Origin of the sequence: Synechococcus sp. Minos11 (genome assembly GCF_014279855.1) — a bacterium.
In the GTDB taxonomy this organism is placed as follows: Bacteria; Cyanobacteriota; Cyanobacteriia; order PCC-6307; family Cyanobiaceae; genus RCC307.
Genome location: NZ_CP047953.1, coordinates 39,333 through 64,673 on the forward strand (window position 1 = coordinate 39,333; position 25,341 = coordinate 64,673).

The window sequence follows — 25,341 nt, forward strand, 5'->3', positions numbered from 1 at the left end:
AAAGGTATCGATCCCTTCCCGTCTGTCCAGAGCGGTTGAGCCGGCGTCCCTTGAGCAAAGGCCGTCTCTGTGTTGTCATCCGCATGACGTCTGGGTTCAGCTTGTGGAACCGCTGTCCTTCCGCATCACGCGCAGCACTGAGGGGTTGGCCGAAACCTTGGCCACCTTGTCCCATCGCCTGATCAAGCTGGAGCAGCGCTTGGCGGCCATGGAGCTTCAGCTGCAAAACCAGATGGCTCCCCATCCGCAGGAGCTCGAAGCTTTGCAATCGGTGGATAGCTTGCTGGCCGATTGCCGCGAGCTCCTGGCCACATCGGCTCCCGAAATGGACCAAGCGGCTTAGAATTAGTACATCTGTACTGATTGCATGGCGGTCGTTGCGGCGGGCTTCCCCAGTCCTGCCGATGACTACCTCGAAGCGGGGGTTGATCTCAATCGCCAGCTCATTGCTCGCCCCCTCAGCACGTTTTTGTTGCAGGTGAGTGGTGATTCGATGCTGGCCGATGGCATTCACCACGGCGACTTGCTCCTGGTGGATCGCAGCTTGCAGCCCCAGCCGGGTCGGGTGGTGGTGGCGGTGCTCGATGGCGCCTTCACGCTTAAACGGTTGGAGTGCCATGGCGGCCGCTTGCGTTTACAGGCGGCCCATCCCGGTTACCCCCCCTTGGAATTGGACGCTTGCATTGCGGTTCAGATCTGGGGTGTGGCCACCCATGTGATCCATCCCCTGTGAGCCCCCATGGCAGCAGCGCTGGCCCTGATTGATTGCAACAACTTCTATGCCTCTTGCGAGCAGCTGTTTGATCCAGCGCTGCAGGGACGGCCGGTGGTGGTGCTCTCCAATAACGATGGCTGCATCGTCGCCCGCAGCCGTGAGGCCAGGCAGCTGGGGATTGCCATGGGCACGCCCTATTTCCAGGTGGCGGATCGGCTGCGCGATCAGCAGGTGGTGGTGCGCAGTTCCAACTACGCCCTCTATGGCGACATGAGCCAGCGGGTGATGGCGCTCTTGAAGCAGCGGGTGCCGGAGTTGGAGGTGTATTCCATCGATGAAGCCTTCGCGCGTTTGCCCGCCCTGCCCGCCCATGAGCTGAGCAGCTGGGCTGCGGAGCTGCGGGTGCTGGTGCGTCAGCAGTTGGGCTTGCCCATTGCCCTTGGCATGGCCCCCTCGAAGGTGTTGGCCAAGTTGGCCAATCGTTTGGCCAAGCGGGATCCCGCGCGGACGGGGGTTTGCAATCTGCTGCTGGAGCCGCAGCTGCCCGATCGTTTGGCGGAGGTGGCCGTTGAGGATCTCTGGGGTGTTGGTCGCCGCTTGGCGCGCTGGTGCCGTTTACGCGGCTTGGCGACAGCACTGGATCTGGCGCAGGCTGATTCCGCGTTGATTCGCCAGGGCTGGGGGGTGGTGGGGCTGCGCCTGCAGCAGGAGTTGCGCGGGATCAGCTGTCTGGCCTTGGAGAGTGAGCCCGCGGCCAAGCAGGAAACCTGCGTGAGCCGCAGTTTTGGCACAGCGGTGTTGGACCGTCTCAGCCTGCGGGAGGCGGTGGCAGCGCACGTGGTGCGGGGCGCGGAAAAACTGCGCCGTCAGGGTCAACGGGCGGGCCGGCTGACGGTGTTTGTGCGCACGAGTCCGTTTGCAGCTGGTTTTTATGCCAACAGCATCAGCGTGAGCTTGCCTTTGGCGACAGCGGACACCGCCGTGTTGCTGCAGCGGGCTCTGCCACTGGTGGATCAGTTGTTTCGCCATGGGTATGCCTTTCAAAAAGCCGGCGTGCTGCTGGGGCAGTTGCAGCCGCAGGAGCATTTGCAGCACCACCTGTTGGTGCCGTGTTCTCCTCAGCAGCTACGGCGCCGCAGCCGTTTGTTGCAGGCCGTTGATGGGCTGAACCAGCGCTTTGGAACGGGCACCGTGCAGTGGGCTGCCGTTGGGGTGGAGCCGGATTGGTGCATGCGGCGTCAGCACTTGTCCGCCCACTTCACCACCAGCAAGGCCGATCTGCCCATGGTGTCTGCCCATGAATAAATGCGAAAAAATTTTGAAATCCACACGCTCTGGGGCCTGCGGTGTGCCATGGCCCCTGGCCAGGGGTGGCAGAATAAAAAGAAAGCGAACCATGGCCTCTCTCGCCTCCGTTCACCCGCAGTCCTGTCCTTACACACCGCTTAGCAATCGTCGCGGATTTGTTGACAGCGGACACCAGATCGAAAAGTTGGAATTTGCCCTCGCTGTTGCCGTTGGCCGCGGGGATCAGCAGCGCATTCATGAGTTGCGTCAACGCATTGCTGATCTCGGTGACAACCGCGAAGAGCCGGGTACCTGATCCATTCCTTTCCACTTCAACCAGTCATTATTGCCATTGCTTTTTGACCCATCATTTGGCAGGGTTAGGAGAGATTGACAGGCAGTAAGTCGTTCGCTGAGAAATGCTTACACAAATACGTTCAAGTGATGTGAGAGAGACATCACAAAGAAATGGTTCGATTGATCAAGAGAGGGATCAACTCAAGCAGCAAGCCCAGGGGTTTTACGACGCCGCGAAAGTGAAAGCAGAGGCTGGAGAGGTCAGCGAAGCAGGGCTTTTGATCCTGAAGGGTTTGGATTGTGAACGGCGCGCAAAAGCCAAGGGGCCACAGGTTTTGGGCCTGATCCGCAAACGCGGTTGAAATCAGAAATTAAGCAAGCGGGTGACCGGACTCGAACCGGCGACGTTCAGCTTGGGAAGCTGACATTCTACCACTGAATTACACCCGCATTCTTTCAACTTAGCAAAGGCTCCGTTGGTGAAAGATGGCATCAACGGAGCCTTTGCTTGGTGGCTCAGTAGCGACCAACCATCAGTTGGCGCCACCTGCATCGCAGTTCACATCAGCCACGGCAGCCTGGCGTGCGGCCAGCACTGGTTCCAGCTTGCCTTGCAGTTCGTTGGCAGCCTCTTCCAGGGTGGTGCTCTTGTTGGCGGTGATTGTCTTCGCCTCCTTGTTGAAGGCCATCACTTGTTTTTGCAGTTCCTGAATCCGCAGTTTTTCCAGGGCGGCTTCGGAGTCCTGGAGCTTGGCCACGGCTTTGGCCAGGTTGTTGCGGGCTTGTTCGGCATCACCAACGGTGGAGGTGGGGCCGAGCTCGCCAACCGCTTCGAGGGCCTTGCCGACAGCGGCCAGGTTGGCGCACACCGCTGATTCAGCCTTTTGCTCGCTTTGCTGAGGCGTTGGTTTGCTTTGGCAGGCAGCCAGTGCAAGGGCTACCAGGGCAGATCCCAGCAGCAAGGCAGGACGACGCATCGGGTGAGGGGTTGCTCACCTCAAGTGGTAGCCACCCCTGTGGTGACCTGCCCCAGGTTTTAGCCCTGAAGCACCGCAGCGGCGGCAGCAACACCGGCCCCCGGTTGGGCTGAAGCCGCGCCGAGATCCGCCAGCGCACCTTCGATGGCGGCCACGGCGGTGAGTAGGTCGCGATCGCACACAAAGCCCAGGTGGCCGATGCGGAACACCTTCCCTTTGAGGTGATCTTGGCCCCCCGCCAGCAGGATGTCGTAGCGGCCTTTGACGGCTTTGCGCAGGGCCTCAGCATCCAGGCCAGCTGGTGCCACGGCGGTGATGGCAGGGCTTCCGTAACCATCGGCGGCGAACAGGGGCAAGCCAAGGGCGCGCATGGCGGCTTGACTGGCGCGGCGGTGCCGGTCATGGCGGGCAAAAATCGCCTCCAGACCTTCGTCTTGCATCAGATCCAGGGCAGCCTCCAGAGCGAAGTAGAGGTTGACCGGGGGGGTGAAGGGGTTGCTATTGCCCGCCGCTGCTTTGCGGTAGCGCTCGAGATCCAGATAAAACTTCGGCAAATCGGATTGCTTTTGAGCGGCCCAGGCCCGCTCGCCCATGGCCACAAAGCCCAGGCCTGGCGGAATCATGTAGCCCTTCTGTGAGCCCGAGCAGACCACATCCAGCCCCCAGGCATCCACTGGCACCGAGCAGGCGCCGAGGCTGGTGACCGCATCCACCACGATCAAGGCCTCCCCATGGGCTTTGACGTGGCGGTTGATGGTCTCGAGGTCGTTGATGACGCCGGTGGAGGTTTCCGAGTGGGTGAGGATCACTGCCTTAATCGCTTTGGCGGTGTCGGCTTCCAAAGCGTTGCGGAAGGCTTCGGGATCCAAGGGCTGGCCCCATTCCGCTTTGATCACCTCCACTTCAAGGCCATAGGCCTTGGCCACCTTCACCCAGCGCTCGCCGAATTTGCCGTTGTCGCCGCAGATCACCTTGTCGCCGCGGCTGAGCACGTTGATGATTCCGGCTTCCATGGCCGCCGTGCCGCTGCCAGCGAGCACCAGCACATCGCCCTTGGTTTGGTGCAGCCATTGCAGCTGCTCGGTGGTGCGGGCCACGATTTGTTGGAACTCCCCGCTGCGGTGGCCGATGGGATGGCGTGCCATCGCCAGGAGCACCCGTTCCGGCACCGGAGTGGGGCCGGGGATCATCAGTTGAAGCTTGTCCTTCATGCCGCTGGGTGGGGGGCCGGAATCCGGCTGGTGGATCATTCACCTTAAAAAGCAGCCGGTTATCCCCTTTGTCCGCCTCGTCCGCCCTCGACTCCGGCTACACCCTTCCGGTCTGGGTGGCGGTGGCCGCGGTGGCCGCCGTGCGGCAACTCCGCGGGGATCCATCGGCCGAGCGGGTTGGCCTTGAGCTGCTGCAGCCGGCAGGGCAACGGGAGCTGCCGATTGAGGCGGTAGCTCCCTTCGCCGATGGCAGTGCCTTGGCCATCAGCCGCTGTGATCCAGGCCCTGGCATGGATCTCACCCGGGGGTTGGCGGTGTGGGTGCGGGCCCGCTGGGCTGAGCCGCTCGCGGGGTCTTGTTTTCAGTTGCAAGCTGGTGTTGGTGTGGGTCGCCTCGCGGAGGGAGGTGAGGTGTGCCTCTCGGGCTTTGCCCGCGACCTGCTGCAGCACAACTTGGCTGCCTTGGTGCCGTCTGATCGTTCGGTGGCGCTGGAGGTGGTGATGCCGCAAGGGCGCGAAAGGGCCCTGCGCACCTCCAATGCCGCCTTTGGGGTTGTGGAGGGATTGGCCTTGATCGGCACCCAAGCGGAGGTGCAGCGCAGTGCGGCGCCGGATCAGTTGCAGGGCGCTTTGGATGAGTTGCGTCGGCGCGCAGAGCGGCCGCAGGGTTGCCCTGAGTTGGTGTTGGTGGTGGGGGAAAACGGTTTGGATTTGGCCCCTCGCTTGGGCTTGCCAGCTGAAGTGCTCCTGAAAAGCGGCAATTGGATTGGTCCGCTGCTGGCCGCGGCAGCGGAGCAGGGGGTGCAGCGGCTGCTGTTGTTTGGCTACCACGGCAAATTGCTCAAGCTGGCGGGCGGCATCTTTCACACCCACCACCACTTGGCCGATGGTCGCGCCGAGGTGCTCACCGCATTAGCGGCTTTGGAGGGGGTGCAGGGCGAGTTGCTTCGTGAGCTGCACAGCAGCGCCACCACCGAAGCCGCGTTGCAGCTGCTGCGGCAGCGGGAACCCGAGCTGGAGCAGCGGTTGCGGCAGCGCATCACAGCGGCCATCGAAGAGCGCGCAGCGGCCAGTATTCAGGCCACCACCGGTTTGACCCTCGAGCCAGGGGTCGCGCTATTTGATCGCTCCCGTCAGTTGTGGGCGGTTGGACCGCGGGGTCAGTCCTGGTTCGCTGAGGCTGCGTTTTAGGCTCTTTCGATTGCCTTACGTGCCGATGTCCGCTGCTCTAGCTGGCCTGGAGGGAGCAGATGGGCGCCGCCCAGCGATCGTCATCCTTGATTTCGGCTCGCAGTACTCCGAGCTGATTGCCCGGCGTGTGCGGGAGACCGAGGTCTATTCCTTGGTGGTCAGCCACACCACCACCCTCGAGCAGTTGAAGGCCCTGGGACCGCGCGGAATCATCCTCAGCGGCGGGCCCAGCTCGGTGTATGCCGCTGGAGCTCCGTTGTGCGATCCAGGCATCTGGGATCTGGGGATCCCGGTGCTGGGGGTTTGCTATGGCATGCAGCTGATGGTGCAGCAGCTGGGCGGTTCCGTTGAAGCATCAGAACGGGGTGAATACGGCAAGGCTCCGCTGTTTGTTGACGATCCCACCGATCTGCTCACCAACGTCGACGACGGTTCGACGATGTGGATGAGCCATGGGGATTCGGTGCAAGCCCTCCCCGATGGCTTCACGCGCCTGGCCCACACCGACAACACCCCAGAAGCGGCGATTGCCCACCACGGCCGCAAGCTCTATGGCGTTCAGTTCCATCCGGAGGTGGTGCACTCCACCTGCGGCATGGCCCTGGTCCGCAATTTCATCTACCACGTGTGTGGTTGTGAGCCCGATTGGACCACCGAGGCCTTCATTGATGAGGCGATTGCCGATGTGCGCGCCCGGGTGGGGAGCAAACGCGTGCTGCTGGCCCTCTCCGGTGGCGTGGACTCCTCAACCTTGGCCTTTTTGCTGCACAAGGCCATCGGTGATCAGCTCACCTGCATGTTCATCGACCAGGGCTTCATGCGTAAAGGCGAGCCCGAGTTTTTGGTCGAGTTTTTCGATAAGCGCTTCCACATCAATGTGGAGTACATCAATGCCCGGGAGCGCTTCATCAACAAGCTCGCTGGCATTACCGACCCCGAGGAAAAGCGCCGCATCATCGGCACCGAATTCATTCGCGTATTTGAAGAGGAGAGCAAGCGGCTTGGCCCTTTTGATTACCTCGCCCAGGGCACGCTCTATCCCGATGTGATTGAGAGCGCTGGCACCAACGTCGACCCCAAAACCGGCGAGCGCGTGGCGGTGAAGATCAAGAGCCACCACAACGTGGGTGGTTTACCCAAGGACCTTCAGTTCAAGTTGGTGGAGCCCCTGCGGCGTCTGTTTAAAGACGAGGTGCGCAAAGTGGGCCGCAGCCTTGGCTTGCCAGAGGAGATCGTCCGGCGGCATCCCTTTCCTGGGCCGGGCCTAGCGATCAGGATTCTTGGCGAGGTGAGCGAAGAGAAGCTCGACATCTTGCGCGATGCCGATCTGATCGTGCGTGAAGAGGTGCGCGATGCGGGCCTCTATCACGACATTTGGCAGGCGTTTGCTGTGCTGTTGCCGGTGCGCAGCGTTGGCGTGATGGGCGACAAGCGCACCTACGCCTACCCAATCGTGTTGCGTTGCGTGGGCAGTGAAGATGGCATGACCGCGGATTGGTCGCGCTTGCCCTACGACTTGATGGAGCGCATCTCCAATCGAATCGTCAATGAGGTGAATGGAGTTAACCGCGTTGTCTACGACATCACAAGCAAGCCGCCCGGAACCATCGAGTGGGAATAGTTCTGGGATACAAACCTCAGTTGCTCTTGCAAAAATGACATTTCACGTGGCAAAGTTGTTACATAAACCCCCTGATTAATACTAAAATAATTGTTAAGACATGTATTGAGTGGGAGTAGACAATAAAAATTACATTTAGAATTGATTGAATATTTATGCATTGGTCATATCAATCTATTCAAGATGGTGTCAGCAATAGCTCTTTTATTTCTTATTTTCATGTCTCACTAATAACCATAGTATAAAGTATGATTAAGTATCGCAAGCCAATTAAATTGCTAGCGATTAATTGCTTAGTTATTTTGACCTTGCTTATAACGCCTGGTCTTATATTAATCGCCGTAGAAATATTGAATAATAATCCTAAGGCCCTGCGATCATCAGCTTCTGGAAAATATCCTGGAATAGTTGGAAATATGCCACCTCTTAGATTTGATTATGTTTCGTATGTTGGTTGGAAGCCACTGCCAGTAAGAAGTGAGGTTTTAAATATTGATCCAGTTTTTAGGTCAAGATATACAAATAATAAGCCTGTTGATATTGGTTCCCAGAAAATATGGTTTTTTGGTGGCTCAACAATTTTTGGCCACTTGGTCTCAGATTCAAGTACAATTCCATCTTACTACCAGCAGTTTTCAGGGGATGAGTCTGCAAACTTTGGCCAATCAGGTTGGAGTTCAAGGCAATCTTTAAACGAATTTATTACGCTAATCAGTTCATCTAACTTTCCCAGAAAAATAGTGTTCTATGATGGTGTAAATGATGTTATGCATCCATGTAGAACAGAGCACAGTATTGTCCCTTCCCATGGAAGAGCCAGCTATTTGATTTTTACCCATGGAAGACACAATCAAGCCAAAATAACCTATGAGTTTTTGTTTGAATATATTTTTCTTAGGCCCTATAAACAATTTGCGCAACAATTTAATTCTTTTTTAAACTCTGCTTATATTCCCTATGATTGTCATATTAACAGTCAAAAGGCACAGGCAATCGTTGATAACTGGTATCAAAATTGGTTAACAGCATATATTCTTGCTAAATCTGTTGGGTCTGAAGCAATCTTTATCCTCCAGCCAACTTTGTACAGTACATCATCAAGCCTTGCTCAATTAATTGAGCACCCTGAATATTCTGAGACTGCGCGCTTACAAATTGTATTTTTATATGATCTATTCAAGTCTACAGTCAAGACTAATTGTTCTGTTGCGTCAGCCTTCTGCAAATCAATACATTTCGGTGATAAATGGCTTCTAGGCCATGATCATGTATTTATTGATGACCATCACATAACACCAGAGGGAAATGAAAGGATTTCCCAAAAGATTTATTCCATTTTAAGTGAGTGAGTAAATCTAAAAATTTGCTTTTCTAGGATATAAAAGCCTCTCCTTAAATCCTCAAATACTGCTAAATAATGTTAAAATAAATCAATGTATATGGTTATTTTTTGTACGGCTGAGCCTGTTTATCCCATTTATTTTTTGCCTTTTTCTGTATATAATTTGCTGTAAATCCAGAATGCAGTCTATTGCCTTTGCTTAGTGATTAATAATTGACATCAGTAGAATATCTTGGCTTGAAAAAGTTACTCATTGTTTGTGTCTGCCCTTCTTTTGTTACACCAAACAGATTTCGGCTTTCTGGCGTTGTGTTGCTCCTTTTTAAAACATCCTCTTTAAATCTTTCCACGTCAATTGTTAAAGTCCCTGGGAAGATTTCCTTGCAATCATCGTCCAATGTTTAGACATTTGCTTGTATGCTTTATGACCTGTAGAATCACTTGCAAATGAATTCTTGCATTCTTTATCATTTAAAAATCTAAGTTTTTCTGCTCTAGGCCGTTGGATGTATCGGTCAAAGCACTGCATTTTGCACTTATTCTGTGGTCAATATTATTGACTTTAATGTTTTGATTAGACTTTTTAAAGGCTCTTGGAGCAGTCTCAACGGCAAGGCTGTTTGCGCTATAAATTCCATTGACCAATAAAGAGTAGGACCCTAGATTAGACCGAATATCCGCAAAGTAATCTCTTTCCTCCAAGAGATGGAGTTTAAGCCCCACATCATTAAATTCATGCGGGAGTCAGTAGTAATCGTCTGTTAGCCCATTGTCACCCCTTCAATGGGCAGCAATGGGTCTCCAATTCTCCTGTCCACCCTAAGTAAATTTTTTACTCTAGTAGCCAAAGAAAATTATAGTTGCAGGATTCGTGCAAAAGAATTAAGCCTGTTTTTTATCGATAGTTCATTGCTTGCAAAGTATGGGATAGAAAATTTAAAAAATTCAAATGTTTTGGACAGTGTTTTGATAGTTTTCTCTGAAGTTTAGATGTCCACAACTGCATTCATTGTACCGTCAATTCATATTTTTGTAGCAAATTAAGAGCAAAACATTAGTTTGGGCTAAGGGAGATCTCTTATTTCGTCAAATCTCACTTGTTTGCCCGGTGGTCGTGATCACCGGGACTTAGCGGTGGCGCGTGGCGCGACAGCTCGGGTGGCCCACCTAGAGAGTGCGGCGCTTGTCAAGCCTGGAAACGCCTTGCCAGCACCGATACCATCGGGCACCAGCCGATGTGTTGTGGCCAGCTCAGCGCCCCTCCAGCAAAACCCGCAGCTGCAACGGCGGTTGCAACAGGACAGCATTGAGCTCGCCGGCAAGACGATCTATCTCAACCCTTTCCTGTATTGGCGGCGTTTCGATGCCAATACCGACCGTTGGCTGCGCGAGCCCGGTCAACTCAATGAGGACCAGATCAGTACGAATCGCGTGCGTTTCTACCCGGAGCTGGTGTGGGACAGCCTCAGTGATGAGGAGCGTGCCGTCAAAGATGGCTCTGTGGAGATGTTCCTCAAGAGCCTTGAGCTGATCAGCACCTTCAACCCGGAGCTGACAGCCGGCCAGCTGCTTGAGCTGGAGCGCAAGATGGCGGTCACCAAGAAGAAGGCCTTCGAGCATTGGGTGGGCAAGTCCCTACGTCGCCGCAGCCAGGAGGAAAAGGCTGAGAAGCGGCGTTTCAGCCGCCAGCGCTGGGTTCGCGAGTGGCGGGAGTGGTTAGCCGATCCCACCACCGGACGCGCCTTACTGCCGTTGACCGGGCTCATCCTCACCGCCGGTTTTCTTGGTTGGCATCTGGGTTCCCAGCAGTTTTGCCGTGAGTTGATTCTTCAACCTGGGGTTCAAAGAAGCCGCTAAAACCGCCAGAGCGTGGCAGCCTGGATCTAATTCCTCTCGCTGATGGCTGAACCTTCCACCAATCCCTGGCTCAGTCTTGGCATGCAGCTCATGGACGTTGCGCGCCAGAAGTTGGCGACGCCTGCGGAGCCGGTGGTGCCTGTTGAGGTGACGGTGGAAGACCCTGATGAGCCGGCCAGTGTCGAGGCACTGCAAGAGCGCCTGACGGCCATCGCGGCGCGGTTGCAGCAACTGGAGGCCAAGCTGCTGCCATGAGCCTCGGTTTCTCCCGCCGTGATGCCCGCTTCTGTGGCATGGGACAGCAGCCCGGCGTGATCCTGCTGGTGCTGTTGATGTTTTTCAGCGCCATCGGCATGCGGCTGGTGTGGATGCAATTGCTCCACGGCGCTGAGAATCGCGTTGCTGCTGATGAGAACCGCATCCGTTTGATGCCCCGCTCGCCCATCCGCGGTCGGTTGCTCGACCGCAAGGGACGTGTGCTGGCAAGCAGCAAACTCACTTACACACTTTTCATTGAGCCTCGGCTGGTCACTGATGAGCAATGGCCGGCCTTGCGGGATCGCTTGGCGGCTTTACTGCAGCTGGATCCCAATGGCCTCGATCAAGCGCGCGAGCGCGGCACCGGCAAAGACGGTTATCGGATCCCGTTGGTGAATGGACTGCAGCCCGAGCAGGTGCTGCGTTTTCAAGAGCAGAACCTCGATCTGCCTGGCGCCAGCGTGGATATGGACATCCTGCGGTACTACCCCCACGGGATGTTGGCGTCCCACACGTTGGGCTATACCCAGCCGATCACTGAGGACGAATACGACGTCTTGATTGATAAGGGCTACAAGATCCGCGATCGGATTGGCCGTATCGGCGTGGAAGCGGCCTACGAAAGCCATCTGCGCGGCAAATGGGGCGGTCAGATGTTGGAGGTGAACGCGAACGGTGAGGTGCAGCGCTATCTGGGTGATCGCCCCTCCAAGGCCGGAAAAGACCTCATACTCACGATCGATTTGGATCTGCAAAGGGCTGCAGAGAAGGCCCTCGCCGACAAGCGTGGTGGCGCCATCGTGGCCATGAACCCCACCACCGGGGCGATTCTGGCGATGGCCAGCAAGCCCAATTTCGATCCCAACTTTTTCTCCAAGCTGATCACCACCCAGCAGGAATACGACGCCCTCTTTAAGTCGCCGAATAAGCCGCTCTTTAGCCGGGCGATGAATGCCTACAACCCAGGCAGCACTTGGAAAGTGGTGACTGGTATGGCGGGTATGGAATCGGGCAAGTTCCCTGCTGGCACCAAGCTTCAGACCATGGGCTGCATCACCTATGGCGGCCACTGCTTCCCGGATCACAACGGCGCCGGTTTTGGCACCATCGGCTACGAAGATGCGCTGCGCTTCTCCAGCAACACCTTCTTCTATCAAGTGGGTGTTGGTGTGGGTTCCCGTGAGCTCTACAAATCAGCCAAGCTCTTGGGTTTTGACGCTCCCAGCGGGATTGAGATCGGCTACGAGGAGAGCCCTGGTTTGGTGGGCAATGAAGATTGGGCCAACGAAGGTCGTGGTTGGGCGGAACCTGGAACCACCCCTTGGATTCCAGAAGACATGGCTTCAGCCTCCATTGGCCAGTCGATTGTTGAGATCACGCCATTGCAATTGGCCCGCGCCTACAGCGTGTTTGCCAATGGTGGTTACTTGGTGACGCCCCACCTGGCTGATCAAGGACAGGATTGGACGGCTCCGCCGCTGCGCACCAAGGTGGACATGAAGCCCAGCACCCTGGAGACCATTCGCGCTGGCCTGCGCAAAGTGGTGGCCGATGGCACGGGGTATGGCCTCAATGATCCTGCACTCCCCCCTGGGGCTGGGAAAACAGGAACAGCAGAAGACAGCCAACGGGGCGGTCCGGACCATGCCTGGTTTGGCTGTTTCTCTCCCTACGACAACCCTGAAATCGTGGTGGCCGCCTTTGCGCAGAACACCCCAGGTGGTGGATCAGTGCATGCCCTGCCGATGGCCAAAAAGGTGCTTTTGGCCTGGCATGCGCAGAAAGCTGATTAACGCGCAGGCTTCAGGCTGCCGTGGTGAGATTGGTTTCCAAGACTTGGCGGTAGTAACCGCGCAGTTGTTCGGTTGCACCGGCCCAACCCCAACGCTCGGCTTCGCTGCGGGCAGCATTGCGTAGGCCTTGGCGCTCAATGTCGTTGCCCAGCAGTTTGCGCGTGGCTTCGACCAGGCTGGCGGCACCACCGTCGGCCCCATCGGGCTCATAGAGGCACCCGTTGGTGCCATCGCTAATGATGTCGGGGATGCCGCCGCGGTTGGCGCCTACCACCGGGCAGCCGGCGGCCATGGCTTCAAGCAACACCAGGCCGAGGGTTTCAGTGCTGGACGGGAACAAGAAGGCATCACCGCTGGCGTATGCGCTAGCCAGTTCTTCACCAGCCAAATAACCCACGAAGGTGGTGGCGGTGCCTTCAAAGTGCTTCTCTAGCTGCTGGCGGTGGGGCCCATCACCCACCAGAGCCAGGCGCGCGTCGGGCAGGGCGTTCAGAACGGGTTTAATCCGCTCGATTTGTTTTTCAGCGGAGAGCCGCCCCACATACACGAGCAGAGCGCCGCGGTCGTCGTGTTCTCCCAGCAGGCGCTTGCGCATGGCGTCGTTGCGCAGTTCGGGGCGGAACAGATCGGTGTCGACACCGCGCTGCCACAGGGCGGTGTGTTGAATTCCTTTGTCGCTCAGCTCTTGAACCATCGCGGTGGAGGTGCAGAGGTTGAGCACCGCTTGATTGTGGGCAGCTTTGAGCAATTCCCACAGCAGGGGCTCCAGCATCCCCATGCCGTAGTGCTCCAAATACTTGGGCAGGTGGGTGTGGTAGCTGGCAATCAGCGGAATGCCTTTGCTCTTGGCCAGCCAGATGCCGCCCAGGCCGAGCACTGCAGGATTCACCACATGCACCAGGTCGGGCTGGAAGGCATCAATGGCTTCGGAGACGGCTGGTCGGGGCAAGGCCAGCTTCAGCTCGGGGTATAGCGGTAGGGGCATCGCTGGGACGCCCACCACCTTGGCGCCCATGTAGTGGCTTGGCGCTCCTTCTGGGCAGAACACCACCACTTCATCGCCGGCTTCCACCAGGTGGCGCACGGTTTTGGTGAGACGGGTAACGATCCCGTCCACCTTGGGCAGGAAAGTTTCTGTGAAGAAGGCGATCTTCACGGGGCGTTAGCGGGCAATGGCCTGCTCTTGGGTCTTGGTCCAGGCAGACGTGCAGAGGATTCGGTTGCGGTCGCAGCGGTCGGCATAACGGGTGGCGATCTCCACCACTTCCTTCAGCAACCCATCATCGAGGGTTGTGGGATTGAGGCCCAGCTCGATGAAGCAGCGGTTGTCCACGATCAGATCGTTTTCCACCGCTTCGTTGCGGGGATTCGGCAGGTTGTTGACCTGAGCGCCAGTCAGCGCCGCCACCTTTTTGGCCAGTTCTCCCACCTGATGGCTTTCGGTCATCTGGTTGAAGATCTTGACCCGCTCGCCTTTGACCGGAGGGTTGTCCAAGGCCAGCTGCACGCAGCGCACCGAGTCGCGGATGTGGATGAAGGCGCGGGTCTGGCCGCCGGTGCCATGCACGGTCAGCGGGTAGCCAATGGCCGCCTGCATCAAGAAGCGGTTCAAGACCGTGCCGTAGTCGCCGTCGTAATCAAAGCGATTGGTCAGGCGTGGATCGCGGTCGGTGGCTTCAGTGTTGGTGCCCCAAACGATGCCCTGGTGCAGGTCGGTAATGCGGACCTGATCGTTTTTGTTGTAGTAGAGGAAGAGCAGCTGATCCAGCGTCTTGGTCATGTGATAGACGCTGCCAGGGCTGGCGGGGTGGAGGATCTCCTCCTCGAAACGGCTGCCATCGGGCTGGGGCACTTCCACCTTCAGGTAGCCCTCAGGGATGGTGGCGCCGCGGTGGGAGCCATAGCCGTAGACCCCCATGGTGCCGAGGTGCACCACGTGAATATCGAGGCCGCTTTCAACGATGGCGGCCAGCAGGTTGTGGGTCCCGTTGACGTTGTTATCAACGGTGTAGCGCTTGGTGGCGCTGCTCTTCATCGAATAGGGGGCAGCGCGCTGCTCGGCGAAATGCACCACCGAGTCGGGCTTCTCCTCGAGAAGCAGATCCAGGAGCCGCTGGTACTCATGGGCGATGTCCATGTGGACAAAGCGCATCGGCTTGCCGCCGATCTCACTCCAGGCCTTGAGGCGCTCACCAATGTTGGTGATTGGGGTGAGGGATTCCACCTCCAGATCGATGTCGATCTTGCGGCGGCTGAGGTTGTCAACGATCAGAACGTCGTGGCCCTGATCGGCCAAATTCACGGCGCATGGCCAGCCGCAAAAGCCGTCACCACCAAGGACCAGGACCTTCACGACTGTCTCCTGACGAACGGAGCCGAGCTCCCATCGAGGCAAGCTACTACAGGCTTCCGGAGCTTCAGCTGATGCGGACGGCCACCGCCATCATTGCCAGCACAACCGCCCCACCCATGCCGATCATCATCAGGCGTTTGGAATTGGAGCCAGCGGTGGCGGGCTCTGCGTAGGTCATCCGCGGTTCTGACGCGAAGAGATTGAGCCGTCCGCCGTCTTCCTCGGTGACTGCCATGGGGTTAAAGCCAGTTGAAGCAGACCCTATGGAGCAGTAGGCATTTCAGCTCACAGTCTTAAAAAGGCTTTATGTGATCCGGCCCTGTTGCGGTGAGCTGGCACTGGCTTGGGCCCGTTTGGGCATGGCCCCACTGAGGTGGCTCAGGCGCCCGGCTTCAGCGGCTAAGGCCATGGCTCGCGCTGTGGTGGGTGGATGGCCGCTGAGGGCAATGGCGCTGTTGATCAGCAGGGCGTCCGCACCGATCTCCATGGCTAGGGCGGCATCGCTTGGGACGCCAATACCGGCATCCACCACCACTGGAACGCTTGCTGCCTCGATGATCAGCTTGATGTTGGCCAAATTGGCTAATCCTTGGCCGCTGCCAATGGGGGAGGCCAGGGGCATCACCGTGGCGCAACCCACGGCCTCTAGTCGGCGCGCCAACAGGGGATCGGCATTGATGTAAGGCAGCACGGTGAATCCCTCAGCCACCAGTTGCTCGGCGGCTTCCAGGGTTCCAATCGGATCGGGCAGCAGATACGAGCCTTCCGGGATCACCTCCAACTTCACGAAGGTGTTGTCGCTTTGGCCAGCCAAAGCCGCCAGTTCACGGCCTAGGCGTGCCACACGCACCGCGTCTTCTGCGGTGGTGCAACCGGCGGTGTTGGGCAGCATCCAAATCTTGGTCCAGTCAATGGCTTCCATTAGGCCGCCATGGCCTGGAGCGCCGCTCTGCACACGGCGCACAGCCACCGTGACGATCTCGCAGCCGCTGGCCTCAATGCTCTGCTGCAACGAGGGAATGTCGGGGTATTTGCCGGTGCCGGTCATCAGCCGGCTGTTGAAACATCTGCTGCCGATCTGCAGCGGCGTGTCTTGGGTGGTGGTGGCCATGATTTGATCGTGCGGCGTGGCGCCGGCTTTGCGCAAGCCTCTGTTGGCTCCGAACGGCTGACGAGCTGGCGTTCCGATTGCTCGCAAATGTGCCCAATCTCCCTACGTTGAGGTGAGATTGCTCTGTCTGGGTCGTGCCGCTGCCATTTCTGCCGTTGCTCGCGATGACTGAGCCGGCGTTTTTGGATTTTGATCTACCCCCTGCGGCGGAGGTCAGCCCCCTGGATGTGGAGCCAATCGAGCCCCTCGAGGCCGACCGCATCGAGGTTCAAACCTTTGATCCCATCAAGCGCGCCCGCCAACTGGCCGACACGTTGCCGCGTCAGTGGCAAGGCACCCTGCGGGTGGCTGGCTCCAGTGAGCGCATCCCAGCTGATCTGGAGCTCGATCGCCTGGTGCCATTGGAGGCGATGGTGGATGTGTTCGGCCAACTGACCATTGCTGGTCAAACCGTGCCGGTGCAGGGCAACCTCAATGCCGCCACGGAGCAATTGAATCTGCTCCTGCTCGGGGATGATCTGCCGGCTGATTTGGAGCCGGGTGGCAATTTCCTTGGCCTGCAGATGTTCAACATCAGCATGTGGGTGGGGCCCCGTTTGACCAGCCGTGCCGCCTTGCTGCGCTTGGCACCGGTTGCCCAGTACCAGGAACCGCCAGTGCGCGGACTTTGGTGAGCCTTAGCCGTTGGGGCGCAGCAGCTTGAGTCGTTTCGTGGCTGTGCGGTTACCAGGCTCTAGTTCCAAAGAGCGTTGATAGAGCTCCACGGCTTCATCGCCCTTTTGCTGTTTTTCCAGTGAGTAGGCGAGGTTGTTGAGCGCCACCGGATAGTCCCCACGGGCCTTGAGCGCCAGCCGGTAGTGGCGCACAGCGTCCTTGTGGTTCTGCTGCGCTGCCAATGCAAAGCCAAGGGCGTTTTGAATCAAGGCCCTGGCCTCTGCCGGTTCGCTGGCCGAGAGCTTGGCGGCGCGTTTGAGGCTGCTGGCCGCTTGAGCGAACAGGCGCTTATCGAGTTGCACTGAGCCCAACTCGTAGAGGCTGGCGGCATCGGCCTTGGAGTCTTGGCAGCGGCTTTCCAAGCTCGCTAGCTGCCCTTCTTGCTTCCTGACACGCAAGACCTGCCGGCCCACCACCACAGCGACCACGCCGAGCAACACGATCAGGCCCAACAGGTAGGCCTGGGGCAGGGCGAAGTCCATTAGCGCTGGTTTCAGGACTTGGCGGCAGCCACCACGGTTTCGAAGCCGGAGGGATCCAGCACGGCCAGTTGGGCCAGCATCTTGCGGTTGATGCGCACATCAGCCTTCTTGAGGCCACCGATCAAACGGCTGTAGCTCACGCCGTTCATGCGAGCTGCGGCATTGATGCGTGCAATCCAGAGACGACGGAAATCACGCTTGCGGCGGCGACGATCGCGGTAGGCGTTGCACAACGCCTTCATCACCCGCTGGTTGGCGGTGCGGAAGAGGGTGCCATTGCTTCCCTGGAAGCCGCGCGCGAGGCGGAGGATCTTGTTGCGGCGGTTGCGGGCGACGTTGCCCCTCTTAACGCGGGCCATGGTTCAAAGAGATGGGGATTTAAAAGCGGAAAGGGCTGCTGTTCAGCCGGCGTAGGGGAGCATGTGGCTCACCCGGTCGTGGTCGCGCTCATCAACCACAGCCATGGTGCCCAGGTAGCGCTTGCGCTTAGGGCTCTTATGGTCGAGCAAGTGATTGTGGAACGCGCGCCGACGCATGAACTTGCCGCTGCCCGTGACACGGAAACGCTTGGCTGCAGCCCGGCGAGTCTTGAGCTTTGGCATGTCGGACGCCCTGCGCACAAACAATCAAGTTACGGGGCGAACCTCCCTTTCGCCAAGTTTTTCGTTTATCCCGTGGATTGGCCTGACGCTTCCGCTGGTGCTGGTGGCGGGTTGTCGTTCGGCTCCCAGGGCCACTGAAGTGCCCCCCAAGCCGGTGGTGCCGCTGCACTGGCCCACCCAGCCAGCGCCCCCCCTGCAAGGGGATAACCCCGAGCTCTGGGTCAGCTTGGCGCCCCATCTGCCGCAGTTTCGTGGCGGCGTTCCTACGGATTTGTTGCTGCGCGCTGCAGCTGGAACCCTGCTACTGACCACAGCGGATGGCGAGCGTTGGCAGGGCTCAGCCTTTCCAGTGCGCTGGAGCCAGGAGCCCCTGGCGCAACCGCTGTCCATCCAACGGCAGGTGTTGGGACCCTTTGCTTCCCATGAATCAGCCCTTCAGCAGGCGGAGGCCTGGCAACAACAAGGTGCTGAGGCTGTGGTGGCCCATCCGGCGGATTGGGAGGTTTGGGCGCCCCTGGGCAGTCCAGATCCAGGGCAGCCCAGCCGCCTGGTGAGTGAGACCCACACGGAGTCTTGGCAACCCGTGCTCGATCGCCAGGGCACCCCCACGGTGATCCAGGGACCGCTGCAGATCGATGCTCCTGAGGGGTTGCGTTGGGGAGGCGCGGTGTATCGCGGCCGCTTCCGGCTGCAACGGGATGCCTATGGCAGCTGGACCCTGCTGCAGCAGGTGCCCATGGAGAGCTATTTGCTCGGGGTTGTGCCCCATGAGATCGGTGCTGGCTCGCCCTTGGAAGCCCTGAAGGCCCAAACCGTTTTGGCCCGCACCTGGGCAATGGCCAATCGCGGGCGTTTTGCTGTCGATGGGTATCACCTCTGCTCTGACACCCAGTGCCAGGTGTACAGCGATCCCTCAGCCGCAGGCGGCGCCGTGCGGCAGGCCCTGGCCAGCACCGCAGGCCAAGTGCTCACTTGGGATGGCAAAGCTCTGCATGGCGTTTACAGCGCCAGTAATGGCGGGGTGTCGTCGGGCTTGGAGGAGGTGTGGCAGGCCTCAGCCCAGCCCTATCTCAAGCCCGCCGTGGATGGCCCCGCTCCGTTGCCCCAGCAATTTCCGCTGCCGATCCAAGGGGATGGCTCGGTGCGTTCGCTGCTGGGAAACCGCAACTTCTATGGCGCAGGGCATCCCCGCTTCCGTTGGACGCGCCGTTACAGCGCCACGCGACTGGAGCAGTTGGCCGCTGCCGCTGGTAGCCCCATCGGCGGGGCTGAGGCTGTCTCGGTGGGAGGTCGTGGCCCCAGCGGCCGCGTGCTTCAGCTCACCGTGGTGGGAACCGACGGGCGTTGGGTGCTCGAGCGGGATCAGATTCGCCGTCAGTTGCGGGCGCTTCCCAGCACGTTGTTTGTTGTTGAGCAAGAGAGCCCAGCTGTGTGGCTCTTTGACGGTGGTGGATTCGGCCATGGCGCTGGGCTTTCCCAGGCCGGAGCCATTGATTTGGCCAGCCGCGGCTGGAGCAGCGAGCGGATTTTGCGCCACTACTTCCCAGGTGCGGAGCTGCAGCCGGTTAAAAATCTTTCTTCGCAGGTATCCCCTTAAAGTGCGACGGAGTTCAGGCCTGCATGCCGAACGGCGGTTCCCCAGCATCTGAATCGCCCGTCATGGCGTCTGTGATCGACGATCTGGCGTGGTCAGACGGTCGCCGGCGCAAGGCTTTGATCGTTGTCTTGGCTTGTTTGTGGGCTGGTGCAGCTCCCCACTGGCTGGGGCCAGTGCGCGGCCTGCTGCCTGCTTTTGGTCTGACCTTGATGCTGGGGGGCTACGGCTTCTCCACCCTGCGGCGTGGCCGCAGTTCAGCGGCTGCGGTAAGCAGTGCTCCGCCTGCTGGTGCTGTTGTTCCGGCCATCGATGTGTTGGTGGCTGCCCGCGATGAGGAGCAGGTGATCGCCCGGTTGGTGCAGGCCATCGCTGGCTTGGAGTATCCCGCTGATCGCCTCAAGCTCTGGGTGATGGATGACGGCAGCAATGACCGCACTCCTGAGATCCTCAACCAGCTCAGCGCAACCCATTCCTTCTTGCAGGTGCGCCGCCGGCCCCGCAATGCCGGTGGCGGCAAATCCGGAGCGCTCAATGCCCTGCTGCCCCAACTGCAGGGGGATTGGTTACTGGTGCTCGATGCCGATGCAGCCCTGACGCCTGATGTCTTGTTGCGGCTGCAGCCCCAGCTCCATGATTCCGCCCTGGGAGCTGTGCAACTCCGCAAGGCCGTGGTCGGCGCTGATAGCAACTGGCTGACGCGCTCCCAAGCCTTGGAGATGGCCTTCGACGCTGAAATGCAGCTGGGCCGCATCGCCCAAGGGGGAATTGGTGAACTGCGCGGCAACGGTCAGCTGATCCGCCGTCAGGTGCTGTTGGATTGCGGCGGCTTCAACGAAGACACCGTCACCGACGATCTGGATCTCAGCTTCCGCCTGCTGCTGGCTGGGCAACAGGTGAGCGTGTTGTGGAATCCCGTCGTTGATGAGGAGCCGGTGATGCGCTGGGGTGCGCTTTGGCGCCAACGGCAGCGCTGGGCGGAAGGCGGTTTGCAGCGCTTTTTGGATTATTGGCCGGCGCTGTTCTCCGATCGCCTCAGCGGCCGTCAACAGCTGGATTTGATTGTCTTTTTCTTGCTCCAGTACGGCCTACCATTGGCCACTGTGGGGGATGTCTTCGGCATGATTTGGTGGCGGCAGTGGCCGCTGCTTTGGCCCCTGTCGGTGTCGACGCTGAGCCTCAGTGCTTTGGCCTTGTGGCGATCGGGCCGGCGCCATTCAGAAGGACCTGAGCTTCCAGAGGCCACCGGTTGGAACCTGCTGGTGGCCAACACCTATTTGATCCACTGGTTCTTGGTGATCCCTTGGGTGGCCGTTCGTATGGCCCTTCGCCCCAAACGCTTGGTTTGGGCCAAGACCGTGCACGCTGGCTTGAGCGTCAGCAGCTAGGCCGCGGTGTCGTCGCTGACGACGGCACCATCGAAGAAATCAGCAAAGCGCTTGGCCTGTTGCTCCAGTTGACCGCTACTGGCGGGTAGCGGTGGAGCCGGTACCTCTTTGGGGGGGGCAGCTGGAGGTTCCGCAGCCGGTGTTGGCGTGGCTGCCGCCGTTGGAGGTGCGGCTGGCGTGGTTGCAGGAGCTTCTGGTGTTGGTGTTGGGGCAACGGCCGCTGGCTTGGGGTTAGCCGGTGGCGCCTCCGGTGAAGCCACTGGAGCAGGCGCGGCAGGTTGGGGCGGCTGCTTTTGCTGACTGGGTTCGCCGGTTTCCAGCACCACTTGGCGGGGTTGACCGAGCACTTTGGCGGCCGCTTGCTCCAGCAGAGGCAGGCGGCTTTGCACCATGCCGGCCCAATTGGGGGCCACGCGCACCACGGCCCGCTGGTTATCGAGGCGGACCAGCTCCCCTTGCTGCGTCAGCAGCATGCGTGTGGAGGGGAGCTCCAAGCTGGCCAGGATCTGCTGCCAGAGGCTGTTGAGATCGAGATTGGCGGCTGCCGGGGCGGGAGCAGAAGTGGGTTCTGCAGCTGGCGTCGTGCTGGCCGCTGGGGCAGAGGCTGCTGCCGGCTCAGCGACAGGAGCGGGCACCGGAACGGCGGCGGCGGCCGGAGGCGCTGGAGCTGGAGTGGCTGCTTGGGCAATCGGGGCTGGAGCTGCAGCGATGGCAGCGGCTTGGGGTTCAGCCAGCAGGCCCAGCAGCAACACTTCGAGCCACAGCCGCGGCTGAGCGCTTTGACGCAGTTGCACCTCGCTGCCGCGCAAGCCCTCCTGCCAGCGCAATAGGCGTGCACGCCCGAGTTGTTGGGCTAGAGCTGGCAGCGCCTCGCGATTGGCCGGGGAGAAGCCGGTGAGCTCCAAATGTTGTGGGGCCGCTAGGGCGAGCACTAGATCCCTCAGCAAGCCAGCCAGGCCTTGCAGCACCGCAGCTGGTTCGCGGCCGCGATCCAGCAGCTGGCGGCAGCTCTGCAGTAAATCCAATGGGTCAGAAGCTTGCAGGGCTGCTGCCAGCTGCAGCAGTTCCTGCTCCGGGACGGCACCCAGCAGTTCCCACACCGCTTCGGGTTCCACAGGCGGCGGCAGCAGGCTGAGTTGATCCAGCAAGCTCTCAGCGTCCCTGAGGCCCCCTTGGGCCAGCTGGGCCACCAGGTGCACCGCCTCTGGGGTGATGTTGATGGCTTCTTGCTCAGCAATCCAAAGCAGGTGTTGTTCGAGCGCCTGCAGGGGGATGCGGCGGAAATCAAAGCGCTGGCAGCGGCTCAAGATCGTTGGCAACACCCGCTGGGGATCAGTGGTGGCCAGCACAAACACCACCCGCGGTGGCGGCTCCTCGAGGGTTTTGAGCAGGGCGTTGAACGCTGCGGTGGAGAGCATGTGGCATTCATCCACCACATAGACCTTCCAGCGTGCCTGCACCGGTGCAAAACGCGAGCGCTCGATTAGGTCGCGAATGTTGTCGACACCGGTGTTGGAGGCGGCGTCGATTTCGATGACATCAAGGGCGCCACCAGCGGCGATTGCGGTGCAGAGTTCGCATGTCCCGCACGGTTCAGCGGTCGGCCCATCACTGCTGAGGCAATTCAGCGAGCGCGCCAGGATCCGGGCGCTGGAGGTTTTGCCGGTGCCGCGTGGGCCACTGAATAGATAGGCCGGAGCGATCCGGCCCCGTTGCAGCGCCTGGCTCAAGGTGGCGGCAATGGCTTCTTGGCCCACAAGCTGATCAAACCGCTGGGGCCTGTACTTGTGGTGCAGCGGTTCGTAGGCCATGGGGGGAGGCTACTCAGCCTTGTTGCTCTCTCCCAGTAGCCGTTTGAGCTGTCCTTCCAATTCATCGACTGCAGCCAACTGATCCGCCAGTGATTGGGCCTGCAACCGCGGCAGTGCATCGCTATCGCTCTCGCGCTGCCACCACTGCTCCATCTGCTGCAGCTCTCGTTCCAGTCGTGCTTGCAGCCGCTCGCGCAGGCTTGTGAGTTCAGCGAGGGCCCGGCGGGCCACACCAGCCCCCTGCTCCATGCTCAGCCCCCGTTGCAGCAGCAGCCTCACCGCAGCCAACAGGGCCGCCGGCAGCATCTGACCCATCGCCAAAGCCCCCAGGGCACCGCTGCCCAGGGCCCGCTCCACCTGGCTGCTGCGGTGCTGCCCGGTCTTGCACCAGACCGCGAAGTGCTCACAGTTGTTGAACAGCAGGTTGTAGCGCTGCTCGCCAATGCGGCTCATGGCCCTGCGCAGGGTCTGGCCGCTGGGATCAGCTTCGTCGTAGCTGATCACCCGAGGAGTTTCACCCAAGCAAAACTCCTGGAGGGTGCTGCGCAGAATCTTTTCCCCTTCGAGGTAGTGGGCCACGCTGCCATCGCCAAGATCGATGCCGTGGTGCATGAACAGCCCGTGGCGCCGCGGCACCTCCAGGTGATCGGCCGCGGCCACGGCGTTAGGCGCTCTGCTGCTCCAGGCTGCTGGGGTGAGGCAGCACCTTGTTGCCGTGGCACTCATCCACCAGCTCCTCGGTGATCACGAACTTCTGCACCTCGTTTTGAGAGGGCAGGTCGTACATCAAATCGAGCATCAGATCTTCAATGATTCCGCGCAGGGCCCTGGCACCGGTCTTGCGGCGGTGGGCTTCGCGGGCAATGGCGCGCACGGCTTCAGGCTGGAATTCCAGGCGCACGCTGTCCATCGACAGCAGGGTCTGGAACTGTTTGACCAGGGCATCGCGAGGCTCGGTGAGGATCGCTTCGAGAGCCTGCTCATCGAGGGGCTCGAGCACAGCACTGACCGGGATCCGGCCGATGAATTCGGGAATCAGGCCGTACTTCACCAGATCGTCGGGTTCCAGGTTGCGCAGCACTTGGCTGGCCTCTTGATCCTTCTGACGGGTGCGGCCGTTGCGGGTTTCACCGGGCACAAAGCCGATGGCGTTGCGGCCCATGCGGCGTTGGATCACATCGTCCAGCCCAACAAAAGCACCACCGCAGATGAACAAGATCTGGCTCGTATCGATCTGGATGCAGTCCTGGTAGGGATGCTTGCGGCCGCCCTGGGGGGGCACATTGGCCACAGTGCCTTCCAGCATCTTCAGCAGGGCCTGCTGGACGCCTTCTCCAGACACATCGCGCGTGATCGAGGGGTTCTCGCTCTTGCGGGCGATTTTGTCGATCTCATCGATGTAGATGATGCCGCGCTGGGCCTGCTCCACATCGCCGTCAGCCTTTTGCAGCAAGCGCAGCAGGATGTTTTCCACGTCTTCGCCCACGTACCCGGCTTCGGTCAGGGTTGTGGCGTCAGCGACGGCAAAGGGCACCTCCATCATTTCGGCCAAGGTCTGGGCCAGGAGGGTCTTGCCGCAACCGGTGGGGCCGATCAGCAGGATGTTGGATTTGTGCAGGCGGGTGGCACTGGATTCCGGCTCTGTGCTGCCATCGCCTTGCCAGGCCAGTCGCTTGTAGTGGTTGTAGACCGCAACCGATAGAACCTTTTTCGCGTCGTTTTGTCCCACCACCTGCTCATCCAGGTGAGCCTTGATTTCCTGAGGCTTCGGAATCGTGGCGAGGGTGGGAGCAGGCTTGGAGGGCTTGCGGGGTGCGGCTTGCTTGCGGCTGGCGTCCCCTTGGCCTTGACGCGCACCAGCCTGACCGTCGACGAGTTCCTCATCGAGAATCTCGTTGCAGAGGTCGATGCACTCGTCGCAGATGTAAACCCCAGGACCAGCAATCAGCTTGCGGACCTGTTCCTGCGATTTACCGCAGAACGAACACTTCAGGTGGGCGTCAAATTTCGCCATTGCCGCCGCGCGAGAACCTCTTTCAGCAGGATCGGGTCCAAATGGCCCCGCGTCACCCCTAATTAGAGGTTTGCTTCGGAATTGTCAGTCGCGCACGACGCGATCGATCAGCCCGTAGGCCACTGCTTCATCCGGAGAGAGAAAGTAGTCCCTGTCAGTGTCTTCAGAGACTTTGGCCAGGTCTTGGCCCGTGTGAGAGGCCATCAAACCGTTGAGAGTTTCTTTCAGGTAAAGGATTTCTTTCGCCTGAATCTCGATATCGACGGCTTGGCCTTGGGCACCGCCAAGGGGCTGGTGAATCATGATCCGCGCATTGGGCAGGGCCAAACGCTTGCCTTTGGTGCCTCCGGAGAGCAGAAACGCCCCCATGCTGGCGGCCAGTCCATAACAGATGGTCACCACATCGGGGGCCACCTGCTGCATGGTGTCGTAGATGGCCAGGCCAGCGGTTACTGAACCCCCGGGAGAGTTCACGTAAATCTGGATTTCCTTCTCGGGGTCCTCGGCTTCGAGGTACAGCAGCTGAGCCACCACGGCATCGGCAATGGCGTCATCGATGCCGGTGCCCAAAAAGATGATCCGCTCACGCAGCAGGCGTGAGTAGATGTCGAAGGCGCGCTCGCCGCGGCCCGATTGCTCCACCACCGTTGGCACCAGCGTGTTTTGCCAAGAGCTGTGGATGGGGTGGTGACTGATCGCTTCGATCACGGACCGTCGGCTGAGT

General features: G+C 59.5%; 27 protein-coding genes and 1 tRNA gene. 14 read left to right on the forward strand and 14 right to left on the reverse strand.

Translation table 11 applies throughout. The features are described 5' to 3' along the window. Positions 1-103: 103 nt before the first annotated feature. The 5 genes from SynMINOS11_RS00205 (at position 104) to SynMINOS11_RS00225 (ending at position 2,661) form a co-directional block, all read left to right on the forward strand. Positions 104-343 carry a hypothetical protein gene (locus SynMINOS11_RS00205; RefSeq protein ID WP_011934459.1) on the forward strand — a complete coding sequence of 80 codons (240 nt, stop codon included), beginning with the start codon at positions 104-106 and terminating at the stop codon, positions 341-343. Positions 344-367: 24 nt separating this feature from the next. Next, positions 368-733 carry a LexA family protein gene (locus SynMINOS11_RS00210; protein ID WP_011934460.1) on the forward strand — a complete coding sequence of 122 codons (366 nt, stop codon included), beginning with the start codon at positions 368-370 and terminating at the stop codon, positions 731-733. Between the two features lie 6 nt (positions 734-739). Beyond that, positions 740-2,020 carry a Y-family DNA polymerase gene (locus SynMINOS11_RS00215; RefSeq protein WP_186549016.1) on the forward strand — a complete coding sequence of 427 codons (1,281 nt, stop codon included), beginning with the start codon at positions 740-742 and terminating at the stop codon, positions 2,018-2,020. A 91-nt stretch (positions 2,021-2,111) separates the two neighbouring features. Continuing rightward, positions 2,112-2,318, forward strand: coding sequence for a hypothetical protein (locus SynMINOS11_RS00220; RefSeq protein ID WP_050815422.1), 207 nt, complete (start codon positions 2,112-2,114; stop codon positions 2,316-2,318). Between the two features lie 103 nt (positions 2,319-2,421). Continuing rightward, a complete protein-coding gene (locus SynMINOS11_RS00225) occupies positions 2,422-2,661 on the forward strand; it encodes a hypothetical protein (protein ID WP_255445425.1) in 240 nt (79 codons plus the stop codon). Positions 2,662-2,677: 16 nt separating this feature from the next. Here the strand turns inward: SynMINOS11_RS00225 and SynMINOS11_RS00230 are convergent. From SynMINOS11_RS00230 to SynMINOS11_RS00240, 3 genes are all read right to left on the reverse strand, one after another. Beyond that, positions 2,678-2,749: transfer RNA gene (locus tag SynMINOS11_RS00230), tRNA-Gly, on the reverse strand. Between the two features lie 83 nt (positions 2,750-2,832). Next, positions 2,833-3,276 (reverse strand): hypothetical protein, encoded by a 444-nt coding sequence (locus SynMINOS11_RS00235; RefSeq protein ID WP_186549018.1) that lies wholly within the window; start codon positions 3,274-3,276, stop codon positions 2,833-2,835. Between the two features lie 59 nt (positions 3,277-3,335). After that, a complete protein-coding gene (locus SynMINOS11_RS00240; protein ID WP_186549019.1) occupies positions 3,336-4,487 on the reverse strand; it encodes a pyridoxal-phosphate-dependent aminotransferase family protein in 1,152 nt (383 codons plus the stop codon). 68 nt (positions 4,488-4,555) lie between these two features. On the opposite strand from SynMINOS11_RS00240, the gene cbiD reads away from it, so the two are divergent. The 6 genes from cbiD (at position 4,556) to mrdA (ending at position 12,548) form a co-directional block, all read left to right on the forward strand. Further along, on the forward strand, positions 4,556-5,677 hold the full coding sequence (gene cbiD, locus SynMINOS11_RS00245) for a cobalt-precorrin-5B (C(1))-methyltransferase CbiD (protein ID WP_222929709.1): 1,122 nt from the start codon (positions 4,556-4,558) through the stop codon (positions 5,675-5,677). Between the two features lie 25 nt (positions 5,678-5,702). After that, complete coding sequence (gene guaA / locus SynMINOS11_RS00250; RefSeq protein WP_186549023.1) at positions 5,703-7,298, forward strand: glutamine-hydrolyzing GMP synthase; 1,596 nt, start codon at positions 5,703-5,705, stop codon at positions 7,296-7,298. Positions 7,299-7,546: 248 nt separating this feature from the next. Beyond that, positions 7,547-8,647, forward strand: coding sequence for a hypothetical protein (locus tag SynMINOS11_RS00255; RefSeq protein WP_186549025.1), 1,101 nt, complete (start codon positions 7,547-7,549; stop codon positions 8,645-8,647). A gap of 1,235 nt (positions 8,648-9,882) precedes the next feature. Further along, on the forward strand, positions 9,883-10,497 hold the full coding sequence (locus SynMINOS11_RS00260) for a hypothetical protein (RefSeq protein WP_186549027.1): 615 nt from the start codon (positions 9,883-9,885) through the stop codon (positions 10,495-10,497). Positions 10,498-10,539: 42 nt separating this feature from the next. After that, positions 10,540-10,752, forward strand: a complete 213-nt coding sequence (locus tag SynMINOS11_RS00265; protein ID WP_011934469.1) for a hypothetical protein — start codon at positions 10,540-10,542, stop codon at positions 10,750-10,752. After that, on the forward strand, positions 10,749-12,548 hold the full coding sequence (gene mrdA, locus SynMINOS11_RS00270) for a penicillin-binding protein 2 (RefSeq protein ID WP_186549029.1): 1,800 nt from the start codon (positions 10,749-10,751) through the stop codon (positions 12,546-12,548). Before SynMINOS11_RS00265 ends, mrdA begins: the two co-directional genes overlap by 4 nt. A 10-nt stretch (positions 12,549-12,558) precedes the next feature. Here the strand turns inward: mrdA and SynMINOS11_RS00275 are convergent, their stop codons facing one another. The 4 genes from SynMINOS11_RS00275 to SynMINOS11_RS00290 all read right to left on the reverse strand — a co-directional run bounded on the left by SynMINOS11_RS00275 (position 12,559) and on the right by SynMINOS11_RS00290 (position 16,012). Further along, the gene (locus tag SynMINOS11_RS00275) at positions 12,559-13,704 is read right to left on the reverse strand and encodes a glycosyltransferase family 4 protein (protein WP_186549030.1); all 1,146 of its coding nucleotides are present in this window, start codon (positions 13,702-13,704) and stop codon (positions 12,559-12,561) included. Positions 13,705-13,710: 6 nt separating this feature from the next. After that, positions 13,711-14,901: an NAD-dependent epimerase/dehydratase family protein gene (locus SynMINOS11_RS00280; RefSeq protein ID WP_043736370.1), complete on the reverse strand. Its 1,191-nt coding sequence runs from the start codon at positions 14,899-14,901 to the stop codon at positions 13,711-13,713. Between the two features lie 64 nt (positions 14,902-14,965). Next, a complete protein-coding gene (psb34, locus tag SynMINOS11_RS00285) occupies positions 14,966-15,136 on the reverse strand; it encodes a photosystem II assembly protein Psb34 (RefSeq protein WP_011934473.1) in 171 nt (56 codons plus the stop codon). A gap of 69 nt (positions 15,137-15,205) precedes the next feature. Further along, on the reverse strand, positions 15,206-16,012 hold the full coding sequence (locus SynMINOS11_RS00290) for a thiazole synthase (RefSeq protein ID WP_186549032.1): 807 nt from the start codon (positions 16,010-16,012) through the stop codon (positions 15,206-15,208). Positions 16,013-16,146: 134 nt separating this feature from the next. On the opposite strand from SynMINOS11_RS00290, the gene SynMINOS11_RS00295 reads away from it, so the two are divergent. Then, positions 16,147-16,686, forward strand: coding sequence for a hypothetical protein (locus tag SynMINOS11_RS00295; RefSeq protein WP_186549034.1), 540 nt, complete (start codon positions 16,147-16,149; stop codon positions 16,684-16,686). 3 nt (positions 16,687-16,689) lie between these two features. Here SynMINOS11_RS00295 and SynMINOS11_RS00300 read toward each other — a convergent pair whose 3' ends face one another. The 3 genes from SynMINOS11_RS00300 to rpmI are packed head-to-tail and all read right to left on the reverse strand — an operon-like array spanning position 16,690 to position 17,810. Then, a complete protein-coding gene (locus tag SynMINOS11_RS00300; RefSeq protein ID WP_011934476.1) occupies positions 16,690-17,208 on the reverse strand; it encodes a tetratricopeptide repeat protein in 519 nt (172 codons plus the stop codon). Between the two features lie 11 nt (positions 17,209-17,219). Then, positions 17,220-17,567, reverse strand: coding sequence for a 50S ribosomal protein L20 (rplT, locus tag SynMINOS11_RS00305; protein ID WP_011934477.1), 348 nt, complete (start codon positions 17,565-17,567; stop codon positions 17,220-17,222). Between the two features lie 42 nt (positions 17,568-17,609). Then, positions 17,610-17,810 carry a 50S ribosomal protein L35 gene (gene rpmI / locus SynMINOS11_RS00310; protein WP_011934478.1) on the reverse strand — a complete coding sequence of 67 codons (201 nt, stop codon included), beginning with the start codon at positions 17,808-17,810 and terminating at the stop codon, positions 17,610-17,612. Here rpmI and SynMINOS11_RS00315 point away from each other — a divergent pair. Both SynMINOS11_RS00315 and SynMINOS11_RS00320 read left to right on the forward strand, forming a co-directional pair. Next, the gene (locus tag SynMINOS11_RS00315; protein WP_255445426.1) at positions 17,809-19,407 is read left to right on the forward strand and encodes a SpoIID/LytB domain-containing protein; all 1,599 of its coding nucleotides are present in this window, start codon (positions 17,809-17,811) and stop codon (positions 19,405-19,407) included. The two genes, rpmI and SynMINOS11_RS00315, sit on opposite strands and share 2 nt — an antisense overlap. A 62-nt stretch (positions 19,408-19,469) precedes the next feature. Then, positions 19,470-20,792, forward strand: a complete 1,323-nt coding sequence (locus SynMINOS11_RS00320) for a glycosyltransferase (protein ID WP_186549038.1) — start codon at positions 19,470-19,472, stop codon at positions 20,790-20,792. Here the strand turns inward: SynMINOS11_RS00320 and SynMINOS11_RS00325 are convergent. From SynMINOS11_RS00325 to clpP, 4 genes are all read right to left on the reverse strand, one after another. Then, positions 20,789-22,603, reverse strand: coding sequence for a DNA polymerase III subunit gamma/tau (locus SynMINOS11_RS00325; protein WP_186549040.1), 1,815 nt, complete (start codon positions 22,601-22,603; stop codon positions 20,789-20,791). The two genes, SynMINOS11_RS00320 and SynMINOS11_RS00325, sit on opposite strands and share 4 nt — an antisense overlap. A gap of 9 nt (positions 22,604-22,612) precedes the next feature. After that, positions 22,613-23,263: a lecithin retinol acyltransferase family protein gene (locus SynMINOS11_RS00330; protein ID WP_186549041.1), complete on the reverse strand. Its 651-nt coding sequence runs from the start codon at positions 23,261-23,263 to the stop codon at positions 22,613-22,615. A gap of 4 nt (positions 23,264-23,267) precedes the next feature. After that, positions 23,268-24,617, reverse strand: coding sequence for an ATP-dependent protease ATP-binding subunit ClpX (gene clpX / locus SynMINOS11_RS00335; RefSeq protein WP_186549043.1), 1,350 nt, complete (start codon positions 24,615-24,617; stop codon positions 23,268-23,270). An 84-nt stretch (positions 24,618-24,701) separates the two neighbouring features. After that, positions 24,702-25,325, reverse strand: a complete 624-nt coding sequence (gene clpP, locus SynMINOS11_RS00340; protein ID WP_011934484.1) for an ATP-dependent Clp endopeptidase proteolytic subunit ClpP — start codon at positions 25,323-25,325, stop codon at positions 24,702-24,704. Between the last annotated feature and the right edge of the window lie 16 nt (positions 25,326-25,341).